The 15,048-nt window shown below is 59.4% G+C and carries 15 protein-coding genes; 7 read left to right on the forward strand and 8 right to left on the reverse strand.

Annotated features, from left to right (window positions below; genetic code table 11):
* Positions 1-252 precede the first annotated feature (252 nt).
* Positions 253-1,197, reverse strand: a complete 945-nt coding sequence (locus ASF29_RS17085) for a nucleotidyl transferase AbiEii/AbiGii toxin family protein (protein ID WP_062451862.1) — start codon at positions 1,195-1,197, stop codon at positions 253-255.
* The gene (locus ASF29_RS17090) at positions 1,187-1,774 is read right to left on the reverse strand and encodes a DUF6088 family protein (protein WP_062451863.1); all 588 of its coding nucleotides are present in this window, start codon (positions 1,772-1,774) and stop codon (positions 1,187-1,189) included. Before ASF29_RS17090 ends, ASF29_RS17085 begins: the two co-directional genes overlap by 11 nt.
* 471 nt (positions 1,775-2,245) lie before the next feature.
* Between ASF29_RS17090 and ASF29_RS17095 the strand changes: the two genes are divergently transcribed.
* From ASF29_RS17095 to ugpC, 6 genes are read left to right on the forward strand one after another with little or no spacing between them, the layout of a single operon-like run.
* Positions 2,246-3,301, forward strand: a complete 1,056-nt coding sequence (locus ASF29_RS17095; protein WP_062451864.1) for a LacI family DNA-binding transcriptional regulator — start codon at positions 2,246-2,248, stop codon at positions 3,299-3,301.
* A 10-nt stretch (positions 3,302-3,311) separates the two neighbouring features.
* Complete coding sequence (locus ASF29_RS17100) at positions 3,312-4,913, forward strand: FAD-dependent oxidoreductase (protein ID WP_062451865.1); 1,602 nt, start codon at positions 3,312-3,314, stop codon at positions 4,911-4,913.
* A 49-nt stretch (positions 4,914-4,962) separates the two neighbouring features.
* Positions 4,963-6,225 carry a sugar ABC transporter substrate-binding protein gene (locus ASF29_RS17105; protein WP_062451866.1) on the forward strand — a complete coding sequence of 421 codons (1,263 nt, stop codon included), beginning with the start codon at positions 4,963-4,965 and terminating at the stop codon, positions 6,223-6,225.
* Between the two features lie 10 nt (positions 6,226-6,235).
* A complete protein-coding gene (locus ASF29_RS17110; protein ID WP_062451867.1) occupies positions 6,236-7,171 on the forward strand; it encodes a sugar ABC transporter permease in 936 nt (311 codons plus the stop codon).
* A complete protein-coding gene (locus ASF29_RS17115) occupies positions 7,161-8,003 on the forward strand; it encodes a carbohydrate ABC transporter permease (RefSeq protein WP_062451868.1) in 843 nt (280 codons plus the stop codon). Before ASF29_RS17110 ends, ASF29_RS17115 begins: the two co-directional genes overlap by 11 nt.
* Before the next feature lie 16 nt (positions 8,004-8,019).
* Positions 8,020-9,072 carry a sn-glycerol-3-phosphate ABC transporter ATP-binding protein UgpC gene (ugpC, locus tag ASF29_RS17120; protein WP_062451869.1) on the forward strand — a complete coding sequence of 351 codons (1,053 nt, stop codon included), beginning with the start codon at positions 8,020-8,022 and terminating at the stop codon, positions 9,070-9,072.
* Positions 9,073-9,464: 392 nt separating this feature from the next.
* On the opposite strand, the gene arsK is transcribed toward ugpC, so the two are convergent.
* From arsK to ASF29_RS17150, 6 genes are read right to left on the reverse strand one after another with little or no spacing between them, the layout of a single operon-like run.
* Positions 9,465-10,652 carry an arsenite efflux MFS transporter ArsK gene (gene arsK, locus ASF29_RS17125; protein WP_062451870.1) on the reverse strand — a complete coding sequence of 396 codons (1,188 nt, stop codon included), beginning with the start codon at positions 10,650-10,652 and terminating at the stop codon, positions 9,465-9,467.
* A complete protein-coding gene (arsH, locus tag ASF29_RS17130; protein WP_062451871.1) occupies positions 10,649-11,374 on the reverse strand; it encodes an arsenical resistance protein ArsH in 726 nt (241 codons plus the stop codon). Before arsH ends, arsK begins: the two co-directional genes overlap by 4 nt.
* Entirely contained in the window at positions 11,349-11,771 is a 423-nt protein-coding gene (gene arsC / locus ASF29_RS17135) for an arsenate reductase (glutaredoxin) (RefSeq protein ID WP_062451872.1), read from the reverse strand. Before arsC ends, arsH begins: the two co-directional genes overlap by 26 nt.
* Before the next feature lie 4 nt (positions 11,772-11,775).
* Complete coding sequence (arsB, locus tag ASF29_RS17140) at positions 11,776-12,816, reverse strand: ACR3 family arsenite efflux transporter (protein WP_062451873.1); 1,041 nt, start codon at positions 12,814-12,816, stop codon at positions 11,776-11,778.
* Positions 12,816-13,346 (reverse strand): arsenate reductase ArsC, encoded by a 531-nt coding sequence (locus tag ASF29_RS17145; protein WP_062451874.1) that lies wholly within the window; start codon positions 13,344-13,346, stop codon positions 12,816-12,818. Before ASF29_RS17145 ends, arsB begins: the two co-directional genes overlap by 1 nt.
* Positions 13,343-13,702 carry a metalloregulator ArsR/SmtB family transcription factor gene (locus ASF29_RS17150; RefSeq protein WP_062451875.1) on the reverse strand — a complete coding sequence of 120 codons (360 nt, stop codon included), beginning with the start codon at positions 13,700-13,702 and terminating at the stop codon, positions 13,343-13,345. Before ASF29_RS17150 ends, ASF29_RS17145 begins: the two co-directional genes overlap by 4 nt.
* A gap of 310 nt (positions 13,703-14,012) precedes the next feature.
* Between ASF29_RS17150 and ASF29_RS17155 the strand changes: the two genes are divergently transcribed.
* Complete coding sequence (locus ASF29_RS17155) at positions 14,013-15,041, forward strand: substrate-binding domain-containing protein (protein ID WP_062451876.1); 1,029 nt, start codon at positions 14,013-14,015, stop codon at positions 15,039-15,041.
* The last annotated feature ends 7 nt before the right edge of the window (positions 15,042-15,048 follow it).

The raw sequence follows: 15,048 nt of genomic DNA on the forward strand, positions 1-15,048 counted from the left end.
TAATTCATCGGACCAATAGCTTGAGCTGCTTTACGCGGTTCAGCGCGATTGGCAAAGTGGGGGTGCGGACGATAACTTGGACCACCAGTGAGTCAAATCCTGCCAAACAATCAGTGATCTAAGCTTGCAGAGGTTGTTTTGTGGTCGTCGACGGTTCGATTCACATCAAGGCGAGGTAAGATAGTCGATTTGCGAAGTTGTCGATCCTGGTTTGTAAACTGCGTTCGCCGGCGGACCCGGGGCATGAACTCGTTAGAGACGCTCCGCGTAGATGGTGATGCGGGCAAGGATTTCTTTCAGGCTGGGCCGGCCATGATAATAGAGAGCCGAGGTCCGCTCATATGCGCGCTCGTAAAGCCCGAACGTCCCGGGGTCCGAAAGGCTGAAAGCGGGGTTGCTGCTTATGTTTTGATCGTCAGCCTTTGGGAAACGTCGGTCCTTGTGCTCGAGATAGGCTTCCGTACCGATGAAGTCTTGCACTTCCGGCTGGTCCAGTAGGCAGTAGACGTCGTAATAATGCCGAAGAAAATTGGCGGGGAACTGGCCGGATTCCCGCTGCTTGCGATATTTAGTGGAGATGGTCTGGAGCTTCTCGACCAGCGTGTAGCCGGGCTCGTAGCATGGAACAGCAAGTGCGCGATTATCGATCAGCTCGACGCGCGATGCCGCGTAATCATAGGCCCAGGAGCTGATATCCTTATTGATATTGGGAGCCACCGTGTCAAAGCCGGCTTCGAGCAACACGCCGTCCTTGAGATCCGATTTCGTGCCGGTCGTCTCGGGGTAGTAGAGGCGGATGCCGCCGCTGCGATACGTCTCGTTGTCAAATTCGGTATCGCGCTCAATCTTCTGGATGCCGTCGATCGTGATCGTCTCCGCCAGCCAGTCATAGAAGCCCTTGCGACTTTCACGATGCGCTGCCCTATCGTGATTGGGGCCGGTTTTTACCTCCATTGCCTTCGGCGGTTCGATACGGATATCGATATCCTCCGAAAAGCGGTTGATGATGCGGTATCCTTTCGATAGCGAGGTGCCTCCCTTCAGCTCGAACGCCATCTCAAGCTGCTGCAGGCCGTACAGGCAATGCATGATCCAGTAGTCTTTTTCGACCAGCACCGGCTGCACTTTCATCTGGTCAGCGACGATGCGCAGCAGGGACGCAAAATCCTTGTGCTTATGGAGGAAATCAGCTGGCATGCGTGTCGGCGGCGAGGGTGTTGAAGAATTTACGCGTGCGCACCATGCCGTATTCCTTGGCGGCACGGGTGAGGGCGGTGCGATTGCCCTGCAGGGCACGTTCCTTCACGCGGGCCAGCACCTGATCGCGGTCCTCGGCCAGCTGGTCGAGATTGTTGACCAGGTCGACCAGCAGGAATTCTTTGGTCAGGGTTTTGGGGAAGGCTGGCTTTCTGCGGAACTCGAACTCTCGGCCGCCCAGCATGAAGTTGCCGTGGCGCTTATGGTTATAGACGACGGTCTTGTTATAGAGCTGCGTCGCGCCGACACCCAGGCTGTTATAGGCATTGGGCGAGGTGACGAGGTAACGGTCATCCTTTAGGAAAGCCTCGACGAGCGTGTCATCCTCGGCGGGGGCTTTGCCGAACGCGGTCTGCTTCGGCCGGTGATAGACGCCGGTCGATAGCTTGGTCAGGTATCCTTCTGCCAGCAGCTGCTGAAGATGCCGATCGACAGACGACGACCATTGGGTGAGATCCTCCCGACGGTAGACCTTGCCGGACCGCAGATGCTTTTTCAATTCCTGTAACTTCGTCATGGGTTAGCTCCTGCACTCACTATAGAGACATATGGTCGTGAATGCAATTTTTTCCAAATTTCATGCAAATTTTCGCGACGACTCAACATCCAGCTTACTGAAATCATGGAATTATATAAGGGAACTTTCCGGCAACCTCCACTATTTGAATATCGAAAATCCCGAAACTGACTTGCCCTCCGTAAGATTGCGAGTGACCGTCGACGGTCTGCTTGCCAAGCAATTCGACGTGTCAACGTCGTGCTCTCGCGGCTTTCCGCGACTGGAGCGTCAGACGCGTTGCAAAGCAGGCCTTTCCCAGCGCATCTCTATCGCACTTCAAAGCGTCCTCTCACTCCAAGCTGCGGTTGGTCGTTGCCGAACTTGGCCGCGTCGTTCATTTTTTCTCTTGACAGACAATGTGCGAAAATTGCTAATACGCATTAGCAGCTAATACGTATTAGCAAATTATCGGCTTATGGAAGCAAGAACGTGGCAGCAACCAAGCGACTGACACAGATCGACATCGCGAAGCTCGCCGGCGTCAGCCAGGCCACCGTTTCGCTTGTCCTGAATGGTGCGCCAACGGCTGTGGCCCGCATCCCGGCGGAAACCCGCGAGCGGGTCCAGAAGGTCATCCGGACCACCGGTTATGTCGCAGACCCTATTGCACGGCGGATGGCCAAGGGCCTGAACCGCATCCTTGGCGTTTTCACATACGAGCCGGCCTTCCCGAGCGCCCAGGCGGATTTCTTCACGCCCTTCCTGCTCGGCATTGAGGAAGAAGCGCAGCAGCAGAACTACGACCTGCTGCTTTTGACTAGCGCCGGCGTCGGCAACAACCGCAAGATCTTTTCCGAAGGCAACCGGCTGCGCATTGCGGACGGTTGCCTTGTGCTCGGGCGCGAATTCGATCGCGCAGAACTTGCCCGACTGGTGGCAGAGGATTACCCATTCGTGGCGATTGGCCGACGTGAGGACGCTGGCGGACCCGTTCCTTACGTCGGCGGCGACTATGCGTCCGGCACCCGCGCGCTGGTCGAGAAGGCCTGCTCGCTCGGCCATTCGAAACTGGCCTATGTCGGGCCGCAGGGCCCGGCGGAATCCGTTACCGACCGCTGGCTCGGATACCAGGTGGCGCTGTCGGCCACCGGTGCGCAACATGCGTTGCATGTCGCCAACGTCAATCGCCCCGCCGACGAGATCCTCGATGCGATCCTGTCCTCGGGCGCAACGGCTGCCTTCTTCATCGAACTGGCGGACGCTGTCCGGGTCGAGATTTTTGCGCGCGAGCGTGGGATTTCGGTGCCTCGCGACCTGTCGATGATCGTGCTCGGCAGTCACATCCGCGCCGGACGCAGCGCGGTGCGCTTCACCTCCTACGAGATCCCGCGCGAAGAAATGGGCCGGCAGGCGACCGCCATGCTGGTGACCCGCATCGAAACCGGCGGCGCCGGCACGCAGATCCTTCTTCCCTGCGAGCCCGTCGAGGGAGAGACACTGGGACCCTGTCCTTCAGATCCAGCACAAAAAAAACGGATGGTATGACGTGAAAGAGATGCGAGCAGATATTCTTGTCGTGGGTGGCGGTCTTGGTGGGGTCGCGGCAGCACTCGGTGCTGCGCGTGCCGGCAAACGCGTCATAATGACCGAGGAATACGACTGGATCGGCGGTCAGCTCACCAGCCAGGCCGTGCCATCCGATGAGCATACATGGGTCGAGCAGTTCGGCATCACCCGGTCCTATCGCAGGCTGCGCCATGGCGTGCGCCAGTACTACCGCGACCACTATCCGCTGACCGAGGGTGCCCGCGCCTGGGGCGACCTCAATCCGGGTGCCGGCTGGGTCAGCCGCATCTGTGCCGAGCCACGCGTCAGCCTTGCCGTCATGGAAAGCATGCTCGCGCCCTATCGCGGCGCTGACCGCCTGACGGTGCTGCAACCCTATCGGCCTGTGGCAGCCGATTTTGACGGCGATACCGTCCGTTCGATCACCGTCCGCCACCGCGATAGCGGCAACGAGATCGTGATATTTGCCGATTACATCCTCGATGCTACCGAACTTGGCGATCTCCTGCCGATGACCGGCACCGAATACGCCAAGGGCTTCGAGGCCCAGTCTGATACCGGCGAGCCGAGTGCCCCGGCAGAAGCGCAGCCGGACAATGTCCAGGCCGTGTCGATCTGCTTTGCCATCGACCATGTCGATGGCGACCGGACGATCGACAAGCCGGAGAACTACGACTACTGGAAAAAGTATCAGCCGCATTTCTGGGGTGGCCCGATGCTGGGTCTAACCGCCCCACATCCGCGCACGCTGGAGCACACGACCCGCTCCTTCACGCCTAACCCCGATGATGATCCGCTTCTCGTCGATGCCGACCAGCGCAAGGGTGGCGGTGACGAGAATCTCTGGATCTTCCGGCGCATCGCTGCCCGCAAGAACTTTGCGCCCGGATTCTACACGTCCGACATCTGCCTCGTGAACTGGCCGATGATCGACTACATGGACGGCACCATCATCGACGTTTCCGAGGCGGAGAAGGCACGACACCTGAAGTCGGCCGCCGACCTGTCCTATTCGGTCTTCTACTGGCTGCAGACGGAAGCGCCGCGCCTCGATGGCGGACAGGGTTATCGTGGCCTGCGGCTGCGTGGCGACATCACCGGCACCAAGCACGGCCTTGCCATGGCGCCGTATGTGCGTGAGAGCCGGCGCATCAAGCCGGTCACCCGCATCGTCGAGCAGGATCTGTCATTCACGGTGCGCGGCGAAAAGGGTGCGGTCCGTTACCGCGACAGCATCGGCATCGGCATGTACCGGATCGACCTGCACCCCTCAACAGGTGGCGACAACTATGTCGACGTGCCGTCCTGCCCGTTCGAGATCCCGCTCGGCGCACTTCTGCCGCAACGGATGAAAAACCTAATCCCGGCCGGCAAGAACATCGGCACGACCCATATCACTAACGGTTGCTACCGCCTGCATCCGGTCGAATGGAATATCGGCGAGGTTGCAGGAATGCTCGCCGCCTTCAGTCTCGAAAAGGGCCTGACGCCTCATCAGGTGCAGGCCGACGACAAGCACCTTCACGATTTCCAGGCAGCACTGACCCGCGAGGGGATCGAGATCCGCTGGCCCGAGGTCGCGGCCTATTAAGCCACACTACCATCTGTAGCTCGAACCCATCTTTGGAGGAGGACTGGGAATGCCCTATCACCTGACGTTAAAATCGACTGCCTTCGCGCTCGGCCTTCTGGGACTGGGCGGCATTTCCCAGGCTCAGGACGCCGTGAACCTGCGGATGACCATCTGGAGTGCCAACGAAGCACATCTGAAGCTGTTCAACGAGATCGCCGGCGGCTTCAAGAAAGAGCACCCGAACGTCACGGTGGCCTACGAGTCGCTGCCGTTCGATACCTACACGACGGCTCTGACTACCCAGATTGCCGGTGGCAACGCCCCCGACATGGCCTGGATCTTTGAGACCTCGGCTTACGACTTCGTCAAGTCCGGAGCGCTCTATCCGCTGACCGACGCGCTGAAGGCGGCCAAAGGCTATAATCTCGAGGAAGTCAGCGCCGGTGCGACCGAACGCTGGACGCAGGATGGCGCGCTCTATGCCTATCCGTTCTCCACTTCGCCATTTGCGATGTTCGTCAATAACGACGTCATCAAGGCCGCCGGTGCCAAGACCCCGGCCGAGATGATCGCAAGCGGCGAATGGACCTGGGATAACGCCATCGCCACGGCCTCGACCGTCGGCAAATCCGGCAAGGGCGGCTTGGTCGTGCGCGATTTCAACTACCAGAACTGGCAGTACCTGACGTCGGTCTGGAATGGCTGGGGCGCGTCGCCCTGGAGCGAGGACGGCAAGACCTGCAGCATGGCCGACAAGCCGATGGCGGACGCCCTGTCCGTCATTCACGACGCCATCTTCACGAAGAAGGCGATACCCGGCCCCGGTGAGACCGTCGACTTCTTCGCCGGCAATGCGGCGATGACCATCACGCAGATCAGCCGCGCCTCGTTGCTGCCCAAGGACAAGCCGTTCTCCTGGGATCTCGTGCCGCTGCCGAAGGGCCCGGCCGGGGAGTATGCGCTAATCGGCCAGGCCGGCATCGGCGTCATGCAGTCGGGCAAGAACGCCAAGACGGCGGCGGAGTTCGTTGCCTACATGACCAACCCGGAAAACTCGGCGAAACTCAGCCAGTTCTTTCCGTCGGCGCGCAAGTCGCTGCTGAATGCCGAGGTGCTGAAGAAGACAAATCCGCTGCTCAGCCAAGAGCAGATCGAAAAGGTCGTGATCAACGGCATCGCCACTGGCAAGGTCATGCCCGGTCATAGCGGCTTTGCCCAGATCCAGCAGATGGTGCGCTCGAACCTCGACGCCGTCTGGCACCCGAAAGCGGACGTGCCCGGCACGCTGCAGAAAATCTGCGGCCAGATCGGCCCGCTCTTGAAGCGCTGAGGAGATCGCCATGGCTGTCGCGCAGCATCATCACAAAACGTCCAAGACCGGCGCACCGCCGCCGTTCCGGACGATCGCGCGGCGCGACAGCCTAGCCGGCGTCCTGTTCATCGCGCCGCAACTGATCGGCATCATCACCTTCGTGCTGGTGCCACTCGGCCTGGTGTTCTGGTATTCGCTGCATGAGTGGAACGTGCTCGCCAACACGTTCACCTTCACCGGCAGCCAGAACTACCAGATGTTGCTTGAAGATACCAACCTGCTCGAGGTGCTTGGCGCCACGGCTATCTTCTCGGTTGGTCTCGTCGTGCTAAACATGTCGCTGGCGCTGCTGCTCGCCGTCCTGCTCAACCAGAAGCTCGCCGGCATCGCTGTCTTCCGCACGCTGTTCTTCTCGCCGGTCGTGGTGTCGCTGGTCGCCTGGACTATCGTCTGGAGTTTCCTCCTGCAGATGAACGGTGGCATCAACGGCATGCTGCTGATGGTCGGCATCGAGGGCCCGAACTGGCTGCGCGAGAACGTGACCGCGATGATCTCTGTCATCGTTGTGCAGGTGTTCAAGAATGTCGGGCTTAACATGATCCTGTTTCTCGCAGCCCTGCAGGGCGTGCCGAAGGAGCTGTATGAAGCGGCCCGCATCGATGGTGCGCCGGCGTTCAAGCAGTTCCGCCGGATTACCCTGCCGCTGATCAGCCCGACTATCCTCCTGACCTCGATCATCACCATCGTCGGTTCGCTGCAGGTGTTCGCGCAGATCGCGGTGCTCACCCAGGGCGGCCCCGGCCTCTCGACCACTGTGCTGGTCTATTACCTCTATCAGCAGGCCTTCCAGTTCCACTATTTTGGCTACGGCGCGACGATCTCCATCCTGCTTTTCGTCATCGTCGCCGTCCTGACCCTCGCCCAGTGGCAGATGCGCAAGAGGATCGTGTTCTATGAAAACTGACCTTTCGCCGCGCCTGCGGGTGGCGCTATACGGCCTGATGTGCGTTCTGCTTATTCCGTTCGTCTTTCCGACCTGGTGGATGGTCACCTCGTCGATCAAGCCGATCAGCGACATTTTTGCCTTTCCGCCGCAGTTGATCCCGCAGAACTACGACTGGACGACATACTCGAAAGTCTTTGAGCTGCAGCCTTTCGTCCAGCAGTACTGGAATTCGGCCTATATCGCCGCTGTCGTCACCATCGGTACGATGGTCGTGTCGTCGATGGCCGGCTACGCCTTCGCGCGGATCAGATTTCCCTACGCAGATACGATCTTCATGATCGTACTGCTCGGCCTCCTGATCCCTTCGGAGGTGACAATCGTGCCACTCTTCCAAATGTTCCTGAAGGCCGGCATGGTCAACACCCATTGGCCGCTGATCCTGGTGCCGATCTTCGGCGCACCAAGCGTGTTCGCGACCTTCGTGATGCGGCAGTTCTTCGTGACGCTGCCGGCCGAACTGGAGGAGGCTGCCCGCGTCGATGGCCTCGGCCGCTTCAAGATCTTCCGCAAGATCGCGCTGCCGCTGGCAAAGCCGGCGCTCGCCTCGGTCGCGATTTTCACCTTCCTGCACTCGTGGAACCTATTCCTCGAACCGATCGTGTTCCTGTCGAGTGCCGACAAATTCACCCTGCCGCAGGCTCTCACGCAATACACCGATGCCTATGGGGGGCCGATGTGGAACATCCAGCTCGCCGCTGCCACGCTGACAGCGCTGCCCGTCCTCATCGTCTTCATTATCGCTCAGAAGCAGTTCGTCGAAGGACTGGCGCACACCGGCCTGAAGGGCTAAACAACGGGATCCCATTATGGCTCAGGTCACTCTTTCCGATATCCGCAAGAGCTATGGCTCCGTCAACGTCATCCATGGTGTCGATCTCGGCATCAACGACGGAGAGTTCGTTGTGCTGGTCGGTCCGTCCGGCTGCGGCAAGTCCACCCTGCTGCGGATGATCGCTGGGCTCGAAACCATCACCGGCGGCACGCTCGATATCGGCGGTCGCATCGTCAACGATCTCGATCCGAAGGATCGCGATATAGCGATGGTGTTCCAGAGCTACGCGCTCTATCCGCACATGACGGTGGCCACCAATATGGGCTTTTCGCTGGAGCATCGCGGCGGGAGCAAGGCCGAGATAACGGAACGGGTGAACTGGGCGGCAGGAATTCTCGGCCTCGAAGCCCTGCTAGACCGCTACCCGCGCCAACTGTCCGGCGGACAGCGCCAGCGTGTGGCGATGGGGAGGGCGATCGTTCGCAATCCGCAGGTCTTTCTCTTCGATGAGCCGCTGTCGAATCTCGACGCCAAACTGCGCGTGGTCATGCGCGGCGAGATCAAGTCGCTACACCAGAAGCTGAAGACCACGACCGTCTACGTGACCCACGACCAGGTCGAGGCGATGACCATGGCCGACCGCATCGTCGTCCTCAACGGCGGAAGGGTGGAGCAGATCGGCGCACCGCTCGATCTCTACGATCGCCCCGCCAACCGTTTCGTTGCCGGCTTCATCGGCTCGCCTTCAATGAATTTCCTCGAAGGAACGATAACCTCGCATGGCTTTGCCACGGCCGGTGCTACCCTGCCATTGCCGGATTCGGCCCAAAGCCACGTCGGCCGCCCGGTAATCTTCGGCATCCGGCCCGAACATCTCCAGCTGGATCCGGCTGGAGTCCCGGCCGAGGTATTGCTTGTCGAGCCCATGGGCGCCGAGACGCAGGTCACGATGACGCTTGGCAACACTCAGGTCATCGGCGTGTTTCGCGAGCGTGTCGCGCTGTCGCCGGGTTCCGTCATCACCTTGATGCCAGATGCTGCGGCCATCCATCTGTTCGATGCGGATGGCGGCCAGCGGCTCGAATAGGTCAGCGGACATAACGACAATTGAGAGATGGACAACAGTCTGAGTTCACATGCGCGAACAAGGGTGACGCGGGCAGAAATCGCACTTCAAGGCAGAGCCGCGCCTTTTGACCTTGCCCCGCAGGACTAATTCATTTCGAAGTAAGTTCGTGCGCATTGAGAGGACCAGAAAATTAAGCGTAACCCTTTCACGGTCCAACAGATATCGGCACAATGACGGAACACGAGGCAGGCACGCGCGTCTCTGTGTCACGCCGCTCCGCTGCAATTTTGCGGTTCTCCTGAAGTTGTCCACGGTTCTAAACCGTTCAAGAGCTTCAGTAAAGAATGTCTGCGTTTGGACCAAGGGCGACGTATGGGACGTCCGCGCTTAGGGCCGCCCACGACGATCAATCACCCTTGTCGTTGAAAACGAAGCAGGCTTGTGAAGGTGACAACGGCCAGCAGTGCCAAGACAATAATCCCGCCAATCGAGAAAAGGATCCCGAACCACTCCATCGTGAGGGCTAGCACGAAGGGCGCTAGTGCCGAAGCGACCAGGCGGGCCGCCATCATTCTACCCTGAAGTTTACCGTAGCCTTCACTGCCAAACAGCGCCAGCGGCAGGGTGCCCGACACGATGCTCAGCAAGCCATTACCCATGCCGAAGATTACGGCAAACACCATTGCACCGGGTATTGAGGGAGCACTCAGGATGAGGATAACCGCACTGACCGGTATCAGCGCCGCTGAGATCAGGGCGAGATGCAGGGCATTGAGGCGCTTGCCGAACACCATGTTGATCAGACGGCTTGCGACCTGTGACGGGCCGAACAGCGTGCCGACGATGGCGGCACTTGCACCCAGTCCCAGTCCGGCCAACAGCGGCACCATGTGCACCAGAACGGCCGAGCCTGCGAGGTATTGCAGGGCGAAGGCCGTGGTCATGAGCAAGAACCCCGAGCGACGGTGATCCGGTGGAAGCGTGCCGATAAGCGGCTGTGGCGGCGTTGATACCGCCAGCTTGCGACTACGCGTTACTCCGGTTGCCAGCCAGGCATGCAGCGGCAGGCAGACAAGCAGATTGAGGCCTGCAAAAATCAGATAGACGTTCTGCCACGACAGGTGGGTGTGCAGGCTCGAGGTGAGGGGCCAGAACAGTGTGGAGGCGAAACCCGCGATCAGGGTCAGATATGTGATGCTGCGCTGGGCCACCGTCGGCTGAAGCTGGACCAAGAGCGCAAAGGCGGCCCCGTATTGGACGAGGTTGGCAGCAACCTCGACTCCAATCAGGGCGGCGACATACGTTGCTTTGCCCGGCGCATAAGCACAGGCGATCAGTGCTGCGGCAGCCACGGCGGAGCCAATGCTCATCACCACGCCTGCGCCGACGCGGTCAATGAGGCTGCCGAGCCACGGCGCGGTGAAGCCGCCGATCAGCAGGGCAACTGAAAGTGCGCCGAAGACCCATTCCTGCGACCAGCCGAGGCTTGCACCCATGTCCGGTGCCAGGATGCTGAAGCTGTAATAGAGGGTGCCGTAACCGACGATCTGTGTGACACCCAGTGCCAGGATGGCCGCGATTGGAAATCTCGCGGTCATATGGACTTGAGGCTCACGCGCTGCTCCAGCTTTTCGGCGTCTTCCTTCCGTTCGCTGTAGCGATCGGTGAGATAGCCGGATGCGTCCCGTGTCAGCCAAGTGAACTTGACCAGCTCCTCGCAGACGTCGACGACCCGGTCGTAATAGAACGAGGGCTTCATGCGGCCGTCCGCGTCAAACTCCTGGAAGGCCTTCGCAACCGAGGACTGGTTGGGGATGGTGATCATCCGCATCCAGCGACCAAGCACGCGCAGGTGGTTCACCGTGTTGAACGACTGCGAACCACCGGACACCTGCATCACCGCAAGCGTCTTGCCCTGCGTCGGTCGGATCGAGCCCACGGCCAGCGGAATCCAGTCGATTTGCGCCTTCATGATGCCGGTCATCGCGCCGTGACGCTCCGGCGAGATCCACACCTGGCCTTCCGACCACTGGGTGAGGTCGCGCAGTTCTTGGACCTTGGGGTGGGTAACCGGTGCGGCATCAGGCAGCGGCAGGTCTGTGGGATCGAAGATCTTCACCTCACAGCCCAGTTCCTCCAGAAGCCTGCCTGTCTCGAACGCCAGCAGGCGACTGTACGATACCGTGCGCAGCGAGCCGTAAAGGATCAGGATGCGCGGCTTGTGGGTCGAAAATGCCGGCCGCAGCGCGTCGAGGTCCGGCTGGCGCAGGTGGTCACGGTCGAGAGCAGGCAAATCATCCAATGCGCTTACCCTCCGCATCGAGGACCTGCTCGCCATCTTCCTTGATGAAGGGACCCTTGTGCGTCTCCGGCAGGATGTCGAGGACGACCTCGGAAGGGCGCGACAGCCGCGTGCCTATTGGTGTCACTACGATCGGGCGGTTGATCAGGATCGGGTCTTTCAGCATGGCGTCGAGCAACTGGTCGTCGGAAAGATTCGGGTTGTCGAGGCCAAGCTCGGCATAGGGCGTGCCCTTATCGCGTATGGCTTCACGCACCGTGAGGCCTGCGTCAGCAATCATCTTTTGAAGCTGTTTACGGCCCGGCGGAGAGGTCAGGTACTCGACAACGGTCGGCTCGATGCCCGCGTTACGGATCATCTCCAAGGTGTTGCGCGACGTGCCGCAAGCGAGGTTGTGGTAGATGGTGACATCCATGATCTCAGGCCTTTCTGATGGAGGCGGCGTTGGTCCGGACGGCAGCGCCGCGCTCGTACCAGCCCTTGCTGCGGTTGACGATCCACACTACCGACAGCATCACTGGCACCTCGACAAGGACGCCGACGACAGTGGCCAGCGCGGCACCGGAGGTGAACCCGAACAGGCTGATGGCGGCCGCCACCGCCAGTTCGAAGAAGTTCGAGGCACCGATAAGGGCCGAGGGACCGGCCACGCAATGCTCCTCGCCGCTCACGCGGTTCAATATGTAGGCGAGGCTAGAGTTGAAGTAGACCTGGATCAGGATGGGTACGGCGAGAAGCGCGATGACCATCGGTTGCGCAATGATTTGCTCACCCTGGAAGCCGAACAGCAGCACGAGCGTGGTCAGCAAAGCGACCAGCGAGACCGGCTGCAGGCGACCAGCCATGCGTTCGACATCCGTGCTCCGGCGCAATAGCTGCGCCGCGATCACGGGCAGAACGATATAGAGCAGCACAGAAAGAATGAGCGTATCCCACGGCACGGTGATGGCGGAAAGTCCCAACAGGAGGGCTACGATTGGCGCAAACGCCACCACCATGATCGCGTCGTTGAGCGCCACCTGGCTCAGCGTGAAGTGCGGTTCGCCCCTGGTGAGGTTGGACCAGACGAACACCATGGCCGTGCAGGGTGCCGCCGCAAGGATGATCAGGCCTGCGATATAGCTGTCGATCTGCGCTTCAGGCAGGTACGGCCGGAACAACCAGCCAATGAACAGCCAGCCGAGCAGCGCCATGGAGAACGGCTTAACCGCCCAGTTGATGAACAGGGTGACGCCGATACCGCGCCAGTAGCGACCGACCTGCGCCAGAGAGGCAAAGTCGATCTTCAGCAGCATGGGGATGATCATCAGCCAGATCAGCACGGCGACCGGTAGGTTGACCTTGGCGACTTCCACCGCACCGATGGCCTGGAACACGTTCGGCATCAGGTGCCCGAGCCCAATTCCGACAACGATGCACAGGGCGACCCAGACGGTTAGGTAACGCTCGAATGTGGACATCAGGCGGCCTGCCCCTGCGGGCGGGTGCTGCCTTCAAGCCCGCCGATCTCGCGCAGGCGGGTTTCCAGCGCCAGCTTGTCGATCGACATCAGTGGCAGACTGAGAAACGCGGAGATTCGGTTTTTGAGGAAGCGCGCGGCCTTGGAGAATGCTTGGCCCTTCTCGATCTCTGTGCCTTCAACGGCGGCCGGGTCCTCGACACCCCAGTGGGCTGTCACCGGGTGGCCAAGCCACACAGGGCAGGCTTCGCCAGCGGCGTTGTCGCAGACCGTGACAATGAAATCCATCTGCGGGGCTTCGAGTTCGGCGAACTCATCCCAGGTCTTTGAGCGAAAGCTGGTGGACTCGTAACCGAGGGCGCGCAGCGTATCGAGGGCCAGCGGATGCACTTGCCCCTTGGGTTGGCTACCCGCCGAATAGGCCTTGAAGCGCCCCTTTCCTTCGCCGTTGAGGATGGACTCGGCAAGGATCGAGCGGGCAGAATTGCCAGTACACAGAAACAGGACGTTGTAAACGCGGTCGACGGTCATTGCCGGTTCTCCGGAGCGGACGGTTCGCAGCAGGGGGTAAGAGCGGTGATCAAGGGCGTACAAAGTTCGGCGCTGCCGCCGCAACAATCCTTGACCAGGTAGAGGGTCAGGTCGCGCAGCGCATCGATCTCGGCGCGGTAGATGATCGAGCGGCTGTGGCGCTCGCCTTTGATCAGACCGGCGCGCGACAGGATCGCAAGGTGGGCTGACATGGTGTTCTGTGGCACATCGAGCAGGCGGGCGAGTTCACCGGCGGGCACGCCCTCCGGTTCGTGACGGACCAGCAGTCGGAAGGTGTCCAGACGGGTGGATTGGGCAAGGGCGGCAAGCGCCGCAATAGCATTATCTGATTCCATGCATCCAGATTATTGGATATATGACTATTGTCAAGCATCTCGAGCTCTTTAGCGCCACCTCTCGCCTGGCGCATCTGACATGCTTCGAGTGGATGGCCGCAGCAGGTGATATTCCGTTTGAATTTGACAACTTCAACATTGGGTAGCGCACCCCGCCGTAACGAAGCGACGGTGTGTAGGCCAACCACTCGGTTCGTCATTCAGCGCGTCAGTTTCTCATGACAGATGAAAACCATCGAGATGATTTGATTGCTCTCATCATCTGATGCAATTATTGCAGAATACCAAAGTCGATTCCAATGAGGTCTAAATGAAACGTCCGACAATATCAGATGTTGCCAAAGCCGCTGGTGTCAGCGTCGCAACAGTTGATCGCGTCTTGAATGGTCGCTTGCCTGTTCGCGAAGAGACATCAAAGAAAGTGTTCGCTGCGGCGGAGCGTCTGAGCTTTCATGCGACCAACATAATTAGGCAAAGGATGCTCGCTGATCTGCCAGTGTATTCCTTCGGTATTATTTTGCGGAAGGAAAGGCAGGAGTTCTATCAATCTTTTGCCTCTGAACTTCAACTCGCCGCCGCAGCGGTCAAGGATCGCCACATCCAACTCAATATACAATATCTCAAAACGGGCGAGCCAAATGAACTTTCGGAGATGATGCTGGGTCTATCGGGAAAAATATCTGCTATCGCAGCAACCGGTCCTGACCATCACGACGTTACCGCTGCTGTTTCGGCCTTAAGATCCAAAGGTATTCCCACATTTTCTTTGTTGACGGATCTCGCCCAAGGAGTTCGAGAAGCCTATTTAGGAACAAACAATATGAAAGTCGGCCGCAGTGCCGCATGGATGATATCGAAACTTTCGCCGAACCCCGGCAAAGTTCTACTGTTTCTGGGAGGTCACCGTTTTCACGGGCATTCTCTAAGAGAAATGGGGTTTCGGGCTTACATGCGTGAATTTGCCCCGGATTTTCAGGTGTTGGACGCACTTATCAATCTAGAGACGCGACAACTCACCTACGAGATGATGATGGATACGCTTTCACGTCATCCTGATCTCGTCGGAGTTTATTGCATTGGCGGCGGTATGGAAGGTATTATTGAAGCACTCAATCAAAGTCCGCGGTCCGACCAGATAGCGTGTTTGGTCAATGAGCTGACCCCGCAATCAAGGCAAGCCTTGCTTGAGCGCAGGATTTCCGGTGTTTTCCAAACTCCGCTGCGCGAATTATGCAGTGATTTGATCTCCACTATGATCCACACAATCGAACACGGTATGGCTGAAAGCCCAGGACAGAGATTTTTCCCCGCTCATTTGTGGGTTCCTGAAAGCCTATGATAGTTTG

The organism is Rhizobium sp. Leaf262 (genome assembly GCF_001422245.1).
Lineage (GTDB): Bacteria > Pseudomonadota > Alphaproteobacteria > Rhizobiales > Rhizobiaceae > Agrobacterium.

Coding starts and splice junctions, on each gene's coding strand:
- ASF29_RS17110 (WP_062451867.1), top strand. CDS start 6,236: ATGGCTGTCGCGCAGCATCATCACAAAACGTCCAAGACCGGCGCACCG.
- ASF29_RS17155 (WP_062451876.1), top strand. CDS start 14,013: ATGAAACGTCCGACAATATCAGATGTTGCCAAAGCCGCTGGTGTCAGC.
- ASF29_RS17150 (WP_062451875.1), bottom strand. CDS start 13,702: ATGGAATCAGATAATGCTATTGCGGCGCTTGCCGCCCTTGCCCAATCC.
- ASF29_RS17085 (WP_062451862.1), bottom strand. CDS start 1,197: ATGCCAGCTGATTTCCTCCATAAGCACAAGGATTTTGCGTCCCTGCTG.
- arsB (WP_062451873.1), bottom strand. CDS start 12,816: ATGTCCACATTCGAGCGTTACCTAACCGTCTGGGTCGCCCTGTGCATC.
- ASF29_RS17145 (WP_062451874.1), bottom strand. CDS start 13,346: ATGACCGTCGACCGCGTTTACAACGTCCTGTTTCTGTGTACTGGCAAT.
- ASF29_RS17115 (WP_062451868.1), top strand. CDS start 7,161: ATGAAAACTGACCTTTCGCCGCGCCTGCGGGTGGCGCTATACGGCCTG.
- ugpC (WP_062451869.1), top strand. CDS start 8,020: ATGGCTCAGGTCACTCTTTCCGATATCCGCAAGAGCTATGGCTCCGTC.
- ASF29_RS17105 (WP_062451866.1), top strand. CDS start 4,963: ATGCCCTATCACCTGACGTTAAAATCGACTGCCTTCGCGCTCGGCCTT.
- ASF29_RS17090 (WP_062451863.1), bottom strand. CDS start 1,774: ATGACGAAGTTACAGGAATTGAAAAAGCATCTGCGGTCCGGCAAGGTC.
- arsK (WP_062451870.1), bottom strand. CDS start 10,652: ATGACCGCGAGATTTCCAATCGCGGCCATCCTGGCACTGGGTGTCACA.
- arsC (WP_062451872.1), bottom strand. CDS start 11,771: ATGGATGTCACCATCTACCACAACCTCGCTTGCGGCACGTCGCGCAAC.
- arsH (WP_062451871.1), bottom strand. CDS start 11,374: ATGCGGAGGGTAAGCGCATTGGATGATTTGCCTGCTCTCGACCGTGAC.
- ASF29_RS17100 (WP_062451865.1), top strand. CDS start 3,312: ATGCGAGCAGATATTCTTGTCGTGGGTGGCGGTCTTGGTGGGGTCGCG.